Below are 14,880 nucleotides of genomic sequence, written 5' to 3' on the forward strand. Positions count from 1 at the left end.
GGCGGGCGCGGCCGCGAGGCGCGGCGAATCGTGGATTGTAGGTAGCCGGACTAGGCCCTGTCATCCATGGGCAGCAGGTCGCGCAGCGCGGCAGCTTCCGCATCGGCGTCGGCGACAAGCTGGCGAGCGGCATCCAGCGGCATGTCCAGATCGATCCGCCAGCCGTCATCGCAGGTTTCTTCGGACTGCACCGCGCCGGCCGCGAACAGCCGCGCGCGCAGGCGACCGGCCGTGGAGGGCAGGTGAATCCGTCCGCTCACCCGCTCGCGCGCGAGGCGCGAGGCGATGGCATCGCGCAAGCCACCCAGGCCGCTGCCGGTGCGCGCGGAGACCCAGGCCCGTGTCGCCGCGCCGTCTTCGTCCAGGTCCACGCGCGCGCTTGCATCATCCAGCCGGTCGATCTTGTTGAACACCACGAGCTGGGGAATGTCACCGGCACCGATCTCGCGCAGCACTTCGTCCACCTGCCCGATCCGCTCGTCGCGCGCCGGATCGGAGGCATCGACGACGTGCAGCAGGAGCTGGGCGTCGCGCGCTTCGGACAGGGTGGAACGGAACGCCGCCACCAGATCGTGCGGCAGGTCGCGCACGAACCCCACCGTATCGGCCAGCACGACTTCGCCCCCGGGCAGATCCAGGCGTCGGACCGTGGGATCGAGCGTGGCGAAGAGCTGGTCGGCCTCGTAGGCATCGGCGCCGGTCAGTGCGTTGAACAGCGTCGACTTTCCCGCGTTGGTGTAACCGACCAGCGCCACCCGTGCCACGCCCTGGCGAACCCGGGCGCGGCGCATCTGGGTGCGCTGCACCTCCACCTTGGCAAGGCGCGCCTGCAGCGCGTCGACGCGCTTGGCAAGCAGCCGCCGATCCGTTTCCAGCTGGGTTTCGCCGGGGCCGCGCAGGCCGATGGAACCACCGCGCTGGCGCTCCAGATGGGTCCAGCCGCGCACCAGGCGCGTGGCCATGTGGCGCAGCTGGGCCAGCTCGACCTGCAGCTTGCCCTCGTGCGAACGGGCACGCTGGGCGAAGATGTCGAGGATGAGGCCGGTGCGGTCCACCACGCGGCGCTGCAGGGCGCGTTCCAGGTTGCGCTCCTGCACCGGCGAAAGCGTGTGGTTGACCAGCACCAGGTCGGCATCGACGGCGTTGCACAGGCTCAGCGCCTCTTCGACCTTGCCGCTGCCGATCAGGGTCGCCGGGTTGGCGCGGTCGATGCGCGCCGGCACGCTGCCCACCACCGTGGCACCGGCCGATCGCGCCAGTTCCGCAAACTCCTCGAGCGAGGACGGGTCGCTGTGGCCCGCGGTGAACGGCTGGATCAGCAGGGCGCGCTCGCCCCTTCGGGATCGTTCGAACATCAGACCTCTTGTCCGTCGTCCTCTTCACCCGCCGGCGTCAGGCGCACGTTGCGCGCCGGCACCACGGTCGAAATGGCGTGCTTGTAGACCATCTGGCTCACCGTGTTGCGCAGCAGCACGACAAACTGGTCGAAGGATTCGACCGTGCCCTGGAGCTTGATGCCATTGACCAGGTAGATCGAAACGGGAACGCGCTCGCGGCGCAGGGCGTTCAGGAAGGGATCCTGGAGAGACTGTCCCTTGGACATGGCGGCTGACTCCTCAAATAGTGTTTTCTGATGTGTTGTTGTGTGGCGATCCGTTGCCCTGTGCGGCACGGCCCGAGGATCCCAAGACGGGCGGGCACGCCTGCCGAAACGTTGCCATGGTACACCGCGCCGGGTGGTTCGACAGCGCCGCCCTGTCCGATCCCGGGCGCTGTGTTCACGCGCCGGTGGCGGACCTGGCCAATTGTTGAGCAATATGCGCCAAGTCATTGTTCCAAAAGGAATACGCCTTGGTTATCCACATCATTGTCCCGCGACTTGTTCACGGCACCTGTGCGCAACCCGGACTGGTACCGCGTCGGCCGGCATCGCACGACGCAGGGCGCGCCGGCGCGGCTTCGCGCGCACAAAAAAACGCCGGGTGCTTGCGCAACCCGGCGTCTCTTCGGCGAGAGGCATCCGCTTGCGCGGATGCCTCAGTGGATCAGGCCTCCTGGACCTGGTCGGCCTGCATGCCCTTCTGGCCCTGCACGGCGACGAAGGTCACCTTCTGGCCTTCCTTGAGCGACTTGAAGCCGTTGCCCTGGATGGCGCGGAAATGCACGAACAGGTCGGGGCCGCTCTCCGGCGTGATGAAACCAAAGCCCTTGGCGTCGTTGAACCACTTCACGGTACCCGTCTGACGATCAGACATTGTTGCAACTCCTGCAAAAACAAAAAAACGCCCGTTGTCGGGCTACGGAACTGCTTTTTTGCGGGAGTGGAATGGAGCGGAAAGACGGCGTGCCTTGCGACCCGCCGTCAGGTCACGAACCTCCGTGACCCCGGGCAAAAAATACAGCGTGCGTAAGATACGTCAATTCCGTCGCAAAATCCATGCCCCGTCAAAGATATCTCGCGGCGGCTCGCTCGGGATTCAGTTTTGCACCGTTCTCAGGCGATCTGCGCGGCACCGCCGAAGTACGGGCGCAGCGCTTCGGGCAGCGTGATCGAGCCATCGGCGTTCTGGTAGTTCTCCATCACCGCGATCAGCGCACGCCCCACCGCCACGCCCGAACCGTTGAGCGTATGCACCAGCTCCGGCTTGCCGGTGTCCGGATTGCGGAAGCGCGACTGCATGCGGCGCGCCTGGAAGTCGCCGCAGTTGGAACACGAGCTGATCTCGCGATAGGTGTTCTGCGAGGGCAGCCAGACTTCCAGGTCGAAGGTCTTGATTGCGCCAAAACCCATGTCGCCGGTGCACAGCAGCATGCGGCGATACGGCAGGCCGAGGCGCTCCAGCACCACTTCGGCGCAGCGCGTCATGCGCTCGTGTTCCTCGGCGCTTTGCGCCGGATGCGCGACGCTGACCAGCTCCACCTTCTCGAACTGGTGCTGGCGGATCATGCCGCGCACGTCGCGCCCGCCGCTGCCGGCCTCGGAGCGGAAGCACAGCGAGTGGGCGGTGTAGCGCTGCGGCAGCGATTCGGCCTCCAGGATCTCGCCGCGCGCCAGGTTGGTGAGCGGCACTTCCGAGGTCGGGATGAGGTAGCGCCGGCTGTCGCCCAATTCGGTGGCGAAGAGGTCTTCCTCGAACTTCGGCAGCTGGCCGGTGCCGCGCATGCTGTCGGCATTGACGATCAGCGGCACGTTGGTTTCGAGGTAGCCATGCTCGCCGGTGTGCAGGTTCAGCATGAACTGGGCCAGGGCGCGGTGCAGGCGCGCGAGGTCGCCGCGCAGCACGGTGAAGCGCGAGCCGGAGAGCTTGGCACCGGCCTCGCCATCGAGCCAGCCGTGGCGCGCGCCGAGTTCGACGTGGTCCTTGACCTCGAATTCGAAGCGGCGCGGCGCGCCCCAGCGGTGCTGCTCGACGTTGCCGCCCTCGTCCGCGCCCAGCGGCACCGACGGATCCGGCAGGTTGGGAATGCCCGAGGTGATCGCATCGACCTCGGCCAGGACCGCCTCCAGCCGCGCCTCGCTGGCCTTCAGCTCGTCGCCGATTCCGGCCACTTCCGCAAGGATCGCGCTGGCGTCTTCGCCTTTGGCCTTGGCCTGCCCGATGGCCTTGGAGCGCGTGTTGCGCAGGTTCTGCAGCTCCTGCGTGCGCACCTGGATGGTCTTGCGCTCGGCCTCCAGGCGCTCGAACGCGGCGACATCAAGCGCATAGCCGCGCGTGGCCCGGAGCCGCGCGGCAGTCTCGGCAAGCTGGGTGCGAAGCAGGGTGGGATCGAGCATGGCGGCATCCTTCGGTGCGGAACCGCCAATTATCCCCGGCAGGGCGCGGCCGAGGCAACGCAGGGGCCGTCGCCGGCCCCTGCGCGTGACGCAAGGTCAGGCCATCGGCCCTTCGCCGAAGCGGTTGGGGCCGGGCGTGCCGGCGATGAAGCCCTGCATGATCAGCACGATCAGCGCGCCCAGCAGCGGAACCAGCAGCAGCAGCGTCCACCAGCCGGAGCGGTCCTGGTCGTGCCAGCGTTTGGCCATGACCGCAAGACCGATCCAGAAAAGAGGAATCTGCAGCAGCCAGTACCACAGCGGAATTGCGCCGTAGTAGCCGGACATCGCGGCCATCGCCTGTTCGGGCGACGCCGAAGGATCAAGCACCGGCTGCGACGGCATCGCCACCGCGTTGAGGATCAGGCCAAGTGCGATCGATGCGGCGACATAGAGCCAGAAGGCCTTGCGCGAGATCCGGCCGGAAAACGAGAAGAGGAACTTTCCCCAGTTCATCATGAGACTCCAGTGGTGTGGTCGAGAACAACCTGCCCCCTCGGGCGGCGCCATGGTAGCGAAGCGGCAGCTCCGGCGATATGCGGAAGCGTGCCATTCGCGATTCGCGCCGGATCACCCGCGCAGCCAGAGCCCGCCGCGCCAGCCGATCCAGACCAGCACCAGCCCGCCGGCGAGGCTGACCAGCACGTACGCCGGTGCCCAGGCGGGATGCTCGCCGCGCCCGAGCATCAGCGCCTCCAGCGCGAACGAGGACCAGGTGGTGAACCCGCCGAGCACACCCACCATCAGGAGGGCGCGCAGCCAGGCGGAATGCTCGCGCCCGTCGAGCGCGGCGAACAGCAGCCCGGCCGCAAGGCTGCCGGCGAGGTTCACCGCCAGCGTGCCCCACGGAAAGCCGGTTCCGGCCAGGCGCGCCATCCAGGTGCCGACGGCAAAGCGCCCGAACGAGCCGAGTGCGCCGCCGGCGGCGACCAGAGCCGCATGCTGCCACCACGTCGCCGCGCTCATCCGCCCGCTCTCCGCGCCTTCGCGCGCGCGTCGCGCAGGCGATCCAGCTTTTCCCCGAGCTGGAGTTCCAGCCCGCGATCCACCGGGCGGTAGTAGACCTTCTCGCCCATCGCTTCGGGAAAGCCGGTCTGGCCGAGCGCGACGCCGCCTTGCGCATCGTGGTCGTACTGGTAGTTCTTGCCGTAACCGAGCTCTTTCATCAGCTTCGTCGGCGCATTGCGCAGGTGCAGCGGCACCGGCAGACTGCCGTGTTCGCGCACGTCGGCGCGGGCGGCATTCCAGCCGCTGTAGACCGCGTTGGATTTGGCGGTGGAGGCGAGATACACGGCCACCTGCGCCAGCGCCAGCTCGCCCTCGGGGCTGCCGAGCCGGTCGTAGGTGTTCCAGGCGTCGATCGCCATCGCCAGCGCGCGCGGATCGGCCAGGCCGACGTCTTCGGTCGCCATGCGCGTGAGGCGGCGCAGCAGGTAGACCGGATCGCAGCCACCGTCCAGCATCCGCGCCAGCCAGTACAGCGCGGCATCGGGATTGGAGCTGCGCACGCATTTGTGCAGGGCCGAGATCTGGTCGTAGAACTGCTCGCCCTGCTTGTCGAAACGCCGGGTGCGGTCGGCCAGCACCTGCGCCAGCGTTGCGGCCGTGATTTCCCCGCCCTCTCCTTCGGCAAGCTCGGCGGCGATTTCCAGCAGGGTGAGCGCCCGGCGCACGTCGCCGTCGGCGGCCTGCGCGATCTGCGCGAGGTCGTCCGCGCCGATGCGGATGCCGCGCCCGCCCAGGCCACGCTCCGCATCGCCCAGCGCGCGCTGCAACGCCTGCACGATGTCGTCGGCCGAAATCGCTTCGAGCACGTGCACGCGGCAGCGCGACAGCAGCGCCGAGTTCAGCTCGAAGCTGGGGTTTTCCGTGGTGGCCCCGACGAACACGATGGTGCCGCGCTCGATGTGCGGCAGGAAGGCGTCCTGCTGCACCTTGTTGAAGCGGTGCACCTCGTCGACGAACAGCACGGTGCGCTCGCCGGCCTGGAAGGCGCGCTCGGCCTCGGCCAGCACCTCGCGCACCTGCGGCAGCCCCGACAGCACCGCCGAAATCGCGCGAAACCGCGCCTTGGCATAGTGCGCCAGCAGCAGGGCGAAAGTGGTCTTGCCGCAGCCGGGCGGCCCCCACAGGATCATCGAATGCACCCGCCCGGCTTCCACCGCGCGACGCAGCGCGGAGTTTTCCGACAGCAGGCGGCGCTGGCCGACCATGTCGTCCAGCGTGCGCGGACGCATCCGCTCGGCCAGCGGCTGCAGCGGCGCGGGGGTATCGAACAGGGTTGGAGTCGGAGGAACGCTCACGCCGGCATTCTAGGGCGTATCCGCGGCGGACACGCCGACCCGCGTCGATCTCGCGGCGCGCGATGCGCCGCGGCGGCGCGCGGCCTTCAGCCCGTCGCGCCCTGCCCCGCGCCGCCGGCCAGGCTGTGGTGCAGCGCCGTACCGCTGCCGTCGCTCACGGTCAGATCCACGGCGACGCCGTGGCGCACGCTTTCGGTCACGGTGCAGAAGTTCTCGAACTGGGCCAGCACGCGATCCAGATTGGCGTAGCCGCCAGCCTCGCCGGGCAGCGTGATATTCACCTGCACCGCCTCCACCCGCATCCGGTTTTCGGCGTTGCGACCCATTCGGGCGCTGGCGGTGGCGCGCAGCGAACGCACGTCGTTCCTGAATTTGCCGAGTGCGAACAGCAGGCTGGCGCTGAGGCAGTTGGCGATGGCGGCGTTGAGCAGATGCTCGGGATTGGGGCCGCGCGACTGGCCCAGCGGCTCGCTCAGGTCGGTGGTGAGGTCGGCGATGGAATCCTTGTCGAAGCGCACGCGGAACTCGTAGCCGTCGATCTGCTCCAGCGTGATGCCGATGGTTTCGCTCATCTCATGCTCCTCATGCGGGTGAAAGGGGAAGGTGCTGGCGCACCCACTGCACGATGGCCTGCGCCGGCATGGCACCGGACTGGCGCGCCAGCTCGCGGCCGTGCAGGAACAGGATCATGGTCGGAATGCCCTGTATCCGGAAACGCGCGGCGAGGCTGCCAACGTCTTCGGTGTTGACCTTGGCCAGGCGAACCTCGGGCTCCAGCACGCCGGCCGCCTGCGCGTAGGCCGGTGCCATGGCGCGGCAGGGGCCGCACCAGGGCGCCCAGAAATCCACCAGCAGCGGCACGTCGCTGCGCGCGGCGTGCGCATCAAAGCCCTGCTCGTCCAGATCGAAGGGACGCCCGGCAAACAGCGGCTGGTGGCACTGGCCGCAGGTCGGCGCGTCGTGCTGCCGCGCGGCCGGCACGCGGTTCATGCGATGACAGGCCGGGCAGGCCAGCAGCAGCGCGGAAGCGGCGCTCATGGCCGCACCTCGCCCGCATCCGAGCCCTTGCCGATCTCGACCCAGAACATGCCGCGCAGTTCGCCCTCGGAAAAGCCGGTGGCGCGATCCTGCGGATAGCTTGCGGCAATGGCCGCGCGCACCGGTTCCGCGATGCCGGAACCGTGGCAGGTCAGGCACGCCGCCTCGGTCGCGATACCGCGCGCCTGGCGGTACACGCCATCCTGGCGCGAGGCCCAGGACAGGCTCGCCGGCGGCGCGCCCGTCGCGCGTTCGACGAACGCCTCCAGCACCTCCTCCTGCCAGCGCGTTGGCGCATTGGCCGGGCTGCGGTGGCGCAGCGCGGTACGCCCGACCCGCAGGCCACGCTCGGCCGCCACCGCAGCGGCGATCTTCGGTGCCTCCTCGCGGCAGAAGCCGACCGCGGCAACGGGGCCATCCGCCTGCACCTTCGCCGTCAGCGCGGTCTTGAGGCGACCGCCCAGATCGTTCATCGCCGCCTCGGCGCGCGCGGCATCGGCCGGGCCGGACGGCTCGCCCTCCTGCGAGAATGCGGCGCTGCCGGCGACCAGCAGCAGTACGCCGAGTGCGCGGGGAATCCGTGTCTTCATGCGTGCGACTCCTCCGGAACGGGGTTTTCGGGATCGCGATGCGGCCAGCGGCGGCGCAGCATCACGTACAGCAGCGGAATCACGACCAGGGTCAGCACGGTGGCCACCAGAATGCCGAACAGCAGCGAGATGCCCAGTCCGTTGAAGATCGGGTCGTCGATGATGAACACCGCGCCGGCCATCGCCGCCACCGCGGTCAGCGCGATGGGCTGGGCGCGCACCGCGCAGGACTCGATCGCCGCATCCTCCAGCGACCTGCCGCGCGCCACCAGATGGTCGATGAAATCCACCAGCAGGATCGAGTTGCGCACGATGATGCCGGCCAGCGCGATCATGCCGATCATGCTGGTGGCGGTGAACTGCATCCCCATCAGCGCGTGCCCCGGCATCACCCCGATCACGGTCAGCGGAATCGGGGCCATGATCACCAGCGGCACCAGGTAGTTGCGGAAGTAGGCCACCACCAGAAGATAGATCAGCAGCAGGCCGGCGGCGTAGGCGATACCCATGTCGCGGAAGGTCTCGTAGGTGATCTGCCACTCGCCGTCCCACTTGATCGAGAAAGCGGCGGTGTCCGCGGGCGGGGCGATGTAGTGCTGCGACAGCCACTGTCCTTCGATGACGCTGTCGGCCACCTGGCCGACCAGGTCGAACATGCCGTACAGCGGGCTGTCGGCGACGATGTTTTCGTCGCCCATGACATAGACCACCGGCAGCATGTCCTTGTGGTGGATGACGCCATCCCAGGCCACCTCGCGGACCTGCACCAGCGCCGACAACGGCACCAGCTGGCCATCCCCGCCGCGCACCCGCAGCGACAGCACGCCGTCGAGCGTGGCCTGGTCGGAGGCCGGCAGGCGCAGGCGGATCGGGCGCGGATATTTCGAACTGTCGTCGATCACCCAGGTCGCATCGTGACCGGACAGCCCGGCGGCGATGGTTTCGGTGATCGTCGCCTGCGACACGCCCAGGCGCGCGGCGCGTTCGCGGTCGATCGCCAGGATCTCGCGCGAAGCCTCGGCCTCGACGCTGGTATCGACATCGACGATGCCCTCGGTGGCGAGGAAGCGCTGCTCAAGCGCCAGCCCGATCCGCCGCTGAGCGGCGTAGTCCGGGCCGTAGACCTCGGCCACGATCGGCGACAGCACCGGCGGTCCCGGCGGCACTTCGACCACCTTCACCGACGCGCCCTGACGGCGACCGATCGCCGCCAGTTCCGGACGCAGCGCGACCGCGATGTCGTGGCTCTTGCGGCGGCGCTCGCGGCGATCGACCAGGTTCACCTGCAGGTCGCCGACGTTGGCACCGGCGCGCAGGTCGTACTGTCGCACCAGGCCGTTGAAATTGATCGGCGCGGCGGTGCCGGCGTAGCCCTGGTAGTTGAGCACCTCGGGCACCCGGTCGATGGCCTCGGCGAGCTCGGCCAGCAGCGCGCTGGTGTCCTCCAGGGTGCGGCCCTCGGGCAGGTCGACCACCACCTGCAGCTCCGACTTGTTGTCGAAGGGCATCATCTTCATCACCACCAGCCTGAAGCCGGCCAGGCTCACCGCCAGCAGCACCAGCCCCGCCATCGATGCGAACAGCAGATGGCGCCGGCGCGCGCCGCGCGCGGGATCGAAAAACGGCCCCATCAGCCGTTCGAACAAATGCTGCAGGCGCGCGGCGATGCTGCCGGGAGCGTGGCCATCGGCGGCATCATGATCGGCGTGCCCGCCGCCGGCGTGGCGCTTGAGCAGCTTCAGTGACAGCCAGGGCGTCACGATCAGCGCGATCAGCAGCGACAGCAGCATGCCGACGGACGCATTGATCGGAATCGGGCGCATGTACGGCCCCATCAGTCCGCTGACGAAGGCCATCGGCAACAGTGCCGCGATCACGGTGAAGGTGGCGAGGATGGTCGGACCGCCGACTTCGTCGACCGCCGGCGGAATCGCCTCGCGCAGGCTCTTGCCGCCGAGCGCCATGTGGCGGTGGATGTTCTCCACCACCACGATCGCATCGTCCACCAGGATGCCGATCGAGAAAATCAGCGCGAACAGCGACACGCGATTGAGGGTGAAGCCCATCGCCCAGGACGCGAACAGGGTCAGCGACAGGGTCAGCACCACCGCGGTACCGATCACCAGCGCCTCGCGTCGGCCGAGCGCGAACAGCACCAGCAGCACCACTGCCGACGTGGCGAAGAACAGCTTCTTGATCAGGGTCTGCGCCTTGTCGCTGGCGGTCAGGCCGTAGTCGCGGGTGACTTCGACGTTCACGCCCTCGGGGATGACCTGGCCGCGCAGCGCCTCGATGCGTTCAAGCACGCTGCCGGTGATGCTGGCGGCGTTGCTGCCCGGTTTCTTCGCGATCGCCAGCGTCACCGCGGGCGCGGTGCCGGTCTCGGGGCCGTCGCGCCCGGCCGGCGCGCCGTGCCAGACGTAGCTCGAGGGCGTGTCGGCGGCGTCGCTGATCCGGGCCACGTCGCCCAGCCGCACCGGTTGGCCATCCTTCAGCCCGAGCACCAGCCCTTCCACCTCTCCGCGCCCGGCGAGGAAGCTGCCGGAAGTGACCTGGGCCACGCCATCGACCCCAACGCGCTCCCCGGCCTGACGGGCGAGGTTGGCGGCCTGCAGCGCCCCGGCCAGATCCTCGACCGCGAGCCCGTGGCTGGCCAGGCGCGTGGCGTCGAGTTCGACCATCACCGCGCGCTCGGGCGCACCGATGGTGAACACGTCGCGGGTGCCCGGGATGCGCTTGAGCTCGGTTTCCAGCGTGTGCGCGACTTCGGCCAGCTCACGCGGGCCGCGGTCGGCGTCGTCGGTCCACAGCGTCAGCGCCATCACCGGCACATCGTCGATGCCCTTGGGCTTGATGAGCGGCTGGCCGACGCCCAAGCCCTGCGGTATCCAGTCCTGGTTGGAGAACACCTTGTCGTACAGGCGCACCAGCGCCGGCTGGCGCTTCACCCCGACCTCGAACTCGACGGTGGCCACCACCAGGCCGGGACGGCTGATCGAGTAGGTGTGCTTGACCTCCTCGATCTCCGAGAGCACCTGCTCCAGCGGATACGCCAGCATCTGCTCCACCTGCCCCGCGTCCGCGCCCGGGAAGGGCACGATCACGTTGGCCATGGTCACGTTGATCTGCGGCTCTTCCTCGCGCGGCGTGATCAACACCGCAACCAGGCCAAGCAGCAGGCCGAGCAGCGCCAGGATCGGCGTCAGCGGATTGTCCTGGAAGGTGCGCGCAAGGCGGCCGGAGACGCCAAGCCGCGAGGGAGCGGATGCCGTCACTTCAGTCGCCTCCGCGGGCGGCGACCAGGGCCTGGCGCGCGGCCACCGGATCGAGCGCGATGGTTTCGCCGGGCTGGAGGCCGGCGAGCACATCCACGCCGCTCGGCATGGCCTCGCCCAGCCGCAGCTGGCGCAGCGACAGCCGGCCATCGGCGAGCACATAGGCCGCGGTGACTTCGCCGCGGCGCACGATCGCGCTCGCGGGGATCCGCGGCTGGGAGTGGCCCGCCACCGCCGGAAACCGCACCTTGGCCGTGCTCCCCGGTATCGGTGCCGGATCCAGCGCCGGCAGCAGCACGCGCACGCGAACGGTGTGCGTGGCCGCGTCGGCGGCGGGAAAGGCGATGACATCGTCGGCTTCGATCACGCGCTGGTCGTGCAATCGCACGCGCGCGCGCGGATCCGCGCGCACCTGATCCGCCGCGCCCTGCGGCAGCTCGACTTCGATCCGCAGCGCTGTGGGCGCGAACACCGACACCAGGCGCTGCCCCATCGCCACCGATTCTCCCGGCTCGACGTCGCGGCTGGCGACGATGCCGTCGTAGGGCGCGCGCACCACGGTGTAGTCGACGGTCTGGCTGGCGCTGGCCAGGCGCGCGCGGGCGGCATCCCGGGCGGCCACCGCGGCGTCGCGTGCGGCGTGCATCCGTTCCAGCTGCGAACGCGACACGTACTGGCGCTGCGACAGTTCGACATAGCGCTGGTAGTCGGCCTCGGCTTCGCGTGCCGCTGCTTCGCCGGCGTGCAGCTGGGCGCGGGCGGTGTCGACCTCGGCCTGCTGTTCGACCGCGCTCAGGCGCACCAGTACGGTGCCGGCGGTGACGTGATCATCGACGTCGTGCGCGACCTCGGCCACGCGACCGGCAGTCTGCGCGGTCAGCGTAGCCTGCTGCACCGCCTCGACCACGCCGTCCCAGGCACGGCCCTCGTCGCTGACGGGATCGGCAACGACCCAGGTTTCCAGACCCTCGATCCTGCCGGGCGCGCGGGCATCGTCGGTGGCCCCGCCACAGGCGGCGAGCGCCGCTGCCAGCAGCGCCAAACCGCCGATCCGGGCCAGCGCAAGCGTCGATGTGACCATGGATCGCTCTCGCACGTCGGGCCCCTTACTTGAACGCGCAGCCGCCGGGCACGCCCAGCTTCGCGAACAGCTTGGCCGCGGGACAAAATCCGGTGAAGGCGGACTGCAGGAGGTTCAGACCGACGAAGGCGGTCAGCAGCAGCCACCAGGGCGAAACGAAATGGCCCAGCGCGAGGCTGGCGAGGATCATCACGCCAGCAAAGGCGAAAATGGCACGATCGAGGTTCATGTCGGCTTTCCTTGGAGTTGGTTTCGGGAAAAGGCTCAGCGGGTGCGCACGATGCCCAGGAGCTTGAGCACGTACTTTTCATAGACGGGCTCGGTGTTGCCCAAGCGGATCTTCATCAGGAAATACTTTTCGAACGCGATCTTGGCCAGATGCACCCACTTGCCCACCTTGGCCCAGGTCACGTTGCGCGGCGGCATCTGCGGCAGCGCCACGAAGGCGGCGCCTGTATTGCCCATGTCGGCCAGGCAGATCGCGTTCCAGGTCGGGATCACGCTGACCGGCTTGCCCTCCAGCTCGGCCTTGATGTTCTCGGCAACGGCGGTGACCATCGATTCGATCATGAAGCCGGTCTTGGGCACGCCGGTCGGCACCGGGGTCGGCTCGGGCGGGGCGATCGCCACGCACACCCCGATCGAATACACGTTGCCGAAGCTCGGATGGCGCTGGTACGGGTCGATCGGAGTGAAGCCGCGCGGATTGCCCAGCCCTTCGCTCTGGCGAATCGCGTCCACCCCGGTGAAGGCCGGCAGGATCATCGAATAGGCGAACGGCAGCGTGTGCGTCTTCTTCGGCTGGCCGGCTTCATCCATCTCGACCACGTCGATCTCGTTCCCGCGCACTTCCGCGACCTTCGCGTTGATGATCCAGCGCACGTCGCGCTGGCGCAGCTCGCTTTCCATCAGGGCCTTGGAATCACCCACGCCGCCGAGGCCCATGTGGCCGATGTAGGGTTCGGGGGACACATAGGTCATCGGCACCTTGTGGCGCAGCTTGCGCTTGCGCAGGTCGCGGTCGAGGATCATGGCGAACTCGTAGGCCGGGCCGAAACAGCTGGCACCCGCCGCCGCGCCCACCACGACCGGACCCGGATTCTCGAGGAAGCGCTGATAGGCGTCCCAGGCCGCTGCCGCGTGTGGCGTGGTGCAGATCGACTGGGTGAAACCGCCCTCCGGCCCGAGGCCCGGCACCTCGTCGAAGGCCAGGCGCGGGCCGGTGGCGACCACGAGGTAGTCATACGCCAGGCTCCTGCCGTCGCGCAGTTCGACCCGGTTTTCCTGCGGATACACGCGCGCTGCGCCGACACCGTCGAAGGCGATGTCCTTGCGCTTGAGCGCCGCCTCGGCGTCCAGGGTGATGTCCGACGGCTTGCGCCAGCCCACGGCCACCCAGGGATTGGACGGGGTGAAGGCGAACCGGCCGCCCTCGCCCACCACCTGGATCGAGTGTTCCTTGCCCAGCAGTGCGCGCAGCTCGAACGCCGCGCTCATGCCGCCGATTCCCGCTCCCAGAACCACGATGTTTGCCATGACTCTTACCTTCTGACTTGCTCGGATGGACTGTGGACCGGACTGCCTGCGCAGCGGCGCTTGCATGAATATTAGCCTTGACTTATATTAGTGTCAACTAATTCAGAAGGAACTGAAATGGGCATGACAGCCAACGACCTCGTCGCCGACGCCTGCACCCGCATCCGTCAGATCGACGCCATGGCGCTGCACGCCATGACCGAAGCACCGCTGCTCATCGACGTGCGCGAGCCGGGCGAATTCGCCGCCGGGCACCTGCCCGGCGCGGTGAACCTGCCGCGCGGCGTGCTCGAGTTTGCTATTGAAGCCCATCCGGCGCTCGCCTGCGAGACCAGCCCGACCCTCGCCGACCGCTCGCGCCATCTGGTGGTCTACTGCCTCTCCGGCGGACGCGCCGCTCTGGCGACCGACAGCCTGCAGCGCCTGGGCTTTCGCAAGGTCGAGTGCCTGATCGGCGGTTTCACCGGCTGGACCGGCGCCGGCCTGCCGGTCGAGGGAGCCTGACATGGCGCTCCCGCGTCCGGAAGTGCCGGTCATCGATCCGAGCGCCATGCGCGAGCACGCGGATTCGGCCGCACACCTGCTCAAGGCGCTGGCCAACGAAAAGCGTCTGTTGATCCTGTGCCTGCTGGCCGAGGGCGAGCGTTCGGTGGGCGATCTCAATGCGCTGGTGGACCTGAGCCAGTCGGCGCTGTCCCAGCACCTGGCCGTGCTGCGCGAGGAAGGTCTGGTCGACACCCGCCGCGAGGCGCAGAGCATCTACTACGCGCTGTCCGCCGGCCCGGCCTATCGGATCATCCAGACCCTGCACGGAATCTATTGCGCCCCCGGTGCCGACCAGGCCGCCACCCGAGGAGGTCGCCGATGATCGCGTTCATCAAGGCGCTGCTCGGCCTGGGCGGCGAAAGCGTCGGGCCGCACGAGGCCGTCAGGCGGCTGAACGACGGCGCGGTGCTGATCGACGTGCGCGAGCCGGCGGAATTTTCCCGTGCCCGCGCCAACGCCGCGCGCTCGCTGCCCTTGGGGCAGATCCAGGTGCGCGGTACGGCGGCACTGGATGGAATCGCGCCTGCGGCGAACGGCGGCGAGATCCTGCTGATCTGCCAGAGCGGGATGCGCTCGCGCATCGCCCAGAACCTCCTGTCGCGCGATGCGCGGCACCGCTACGTCAACGTCACCGGCGGCATGAGTGCCTGGATGGCAGCCGGCCTGCCGTTCGTCCAGGGCGCGATGCGGCGCTGAT

16 protein-coding genes and 1 pseudogene are annotated in these 14,880 nt (G+C 68.8%); 3 read left to right on the top strand and 14 right to left on the bottom strand.

Translation table 11 applies throughout. The annotated features are described in order from the left end of the window. Positions 1 to 50 precede the first annotated feature (50 nt). From hflX to WB794_RS04350, 14 genes and pseudogenes are all read right to left on the bottom strand, one after another. Entirely contained in the window at positions 51 to 1,355 is a 1,305-nt protein-coding gene (gene hflX, locus WB794_RS04285; protein WP_337334613.1) for a ribosome rescue GTPase HflX, read from the bottom strand. After that, on the bottom strand, positions 1,355 to 1,603 hold the full coding sequence (gene hfq / locus WB794_RS04290; RefSeq protein WP_337334614.1) for an RNA chaperone Hfq: 249 nt from the start codon (positions 1,601 to 1,603) through the stop codon (positions 1,355 to 1,357). Before hfq ends, hflX begins: the two co-directional genes overlap by 1 nt. Positions 1,604 to 2,045: 442 nt before the next feature. Then, a complete protein-coding gene (locus WB794_RS04295; RefSeq protein WP_337334615.1) occupies positions 2,046 to 2,255 on the bottom strand; it encodes a cold-shock protein in 210 nt (69 codons plus the stop codon). Between the two features lie 239 nt (positions 2,256 to 2,494). Then, the gene (serS, locus tag WB794_RS04300) at positions 2,495 to 3,775 is read right to left on the bottom strand and encodes a serine--tRNA ligase (protein WP_337334616.1); all 1,281 of its coding nucleotides are present in this window, start codon (positions 3,773 to 3,775) and stop codon (positions 2,495 to 2,497) included. Between the two features lie 96 nt (positions 3,776 to 3,871). Next, complete coding sequence (locus WB794_RS04305; protein ID WP_337334617.1) at positions 3,872 to 4,270, bottom strand: DUF805 domain-containing protein; 399 nt, start codon at positions 4,268 to 4,270, stop codon at positions 3,872 to 3,874. 114 nt (positions 4,271 to 4,384) lie between these two features. Continuing rightward, entirely contained in the window at positions 4,385 to 4,780 is a 396-nt protein-coding gene (locus tag WB794_RS04310; protein ID WP_337334618.1) for a fluoride efflux transporter FluC, read from the bottom strand. Further along, positions 4,777 to 6,069, bottom strand: a pseudogene (locus WB794_RS04315) (replication-associated recombination protein A); the annotation flags it as partial. The gene WB794_RS04310 and the pseudogene WB794_RS04315, both read right to left, overlap by 4 nt. Positions 6,070 to 6,203: 134 nt before the next feature. Next, positions 6,204 to 6,689 carry an OsmC family protein gene (locus WB794_RS04320; RefSeq protein ID WP_337334619.1) on the bottom strand — a complete coding sequence of 162 codons (486 nt, stop codon included), beginning with the start codon at positions 6,687 to 6,689 and terminating at the stop codon, positions 6,204 to 6,206. Positions 6,690 to 6,699: 10 nt separating this feature from the next. Next, positions 6,700 to 7,155: a thioredoxin TrxC gene (gene trxC, locus WB794_RS04325; protein WP_337334620.1), complete on the bottom strand. Its 456-nt coding sequence runs from the start codon at positions 7,153 to 7,155 to the stop codon at positions 6,700 to 6,702. Further along, complete coding sequence (locus tag WB794_RS04330) at positions 7,152 to 7,745, bottom strand: Tll0287-like domain-containing protein (protein ID WP_337334621.1); 594 nt, start codon at positions 7,743 to 7,745, stop codon at positions 7,152 to 7,154. The genes trxC and WB794_RS04330 overlap by 4 nt, the downstream gene beginning before the upstream one ends. Further along, the gene (locus WB794_RS04335) at positions 7,742 to 11,113 is read right to left on the bottom strand and encodes an efflux RND transporter permease subunit (protein WP_415926639.1); all 3,372 of its coding nucleotides are present in this window, start codon (positions 11,111 to 11,113) and stop codon (positions 7,742 to 7,744) included. The genes WB794_RS04330 and WB794_RS04335 overlap by 4 nt, the downstream gene beginning before the upstream one ends. Further along, positions 11,022 to 12,101, bottom strand: a complete 1,080-nt coding sequence (locus WB794_RS04340; RefSeq protein ID WP_337334623.1) for an efflux RND transporter periplasmic adaptor subunit — start codon at positions 12,099 to 12,101, stop codon at positions 11,022 to 11,024. Before WB794_RS04340 ends, WB794_RS04335 begins: the two co-directional genes overlap by 92 nt. A 25-nt stretch (positions 12,102 to 12,126) precedes the next feature. Beyond that, a complete protein-coding gene (locus WB794_RS04345; RefSeq protein ID WP_337334624.1) occupies positions 12,127 to 12,330 on the bottom strand; it encodes a YgaP family membrane protein in 204 nt (67 codons plus the stop codon). 35 nt (positions 12,331 to 12,365) lie between these two features. Next, positions 12,366 to 13,637: an NAD(P)/FAD-dependent oxidoreductase gene (locus tag WB794_RS04350; protein WP_337334625.1), complete on the bottom strand. Its 1,272-nt coding sequence runs from the start codon at positions 13,635 to 13,637 to the stop codon at positions 12,366 to 12,368. A 123-nt stretch (positions 13,638 to 13,760) separates the two neighbouring features. Here WB794_RS04350 and WB794_RS04355 point away from each other — a divergent pair, with 123 nt between their 5' ends. From WB794_RS04355 to WB794_RS04365, 3 genes are read left to right on the top strand one after another with little or no spacing between them, the layout of a single operon-like run. After that, on the top strand, positions 13,761 to 14,141 hold the full coding sequence (locus WB794_RS04355; RefSeq protein WP_337334626.1) for a rhodanese-like domain-containing protein: 381 nt from the start codon (positions 13,761 to 13,763) through the stop codon (positions 14,139 to 14,141). Position 14,142: 1 nt separating this feature from the next. Then, positions 14,143 to 14,505 carry an ArsR/SmtB family transcription factor gene (locus WB794_RS04360; protein ID WP_337334627.1) on the top strand — a complete coding sequence of 121 codons (363 nt, stop codon included), beginning with the start codon at positions 14,143 to 14,145 and terminating at the stop codon, positions 14,503 to 14,505. Continuing rightward, a complete protein-coding gene (locus WB794_RS04365; protein WP_337334628.1) occupies positions 14,502 to 14,879 on the top strand; it encodes a rhodanese-like domain-containing protein in 378 nt (125 codons plus the stop codon). The genes WB794_RS04360 and WB794_RS04365 overlap by 4 nt, the downstream gene beginning before the upstream one ends. Position 14,880: the final 1 nt, after the last annotated feature.

The sequence above is a fragment of the Denitratimonas tolerans genome, assembly GCF_037203605.1.
GTDB lineage: Bacteria > Pseudomonadota > Gammaproteobacteria > Xanthomonadales > Xanthomonadaceae > Denitratimonas > Denitratimonas tolerans.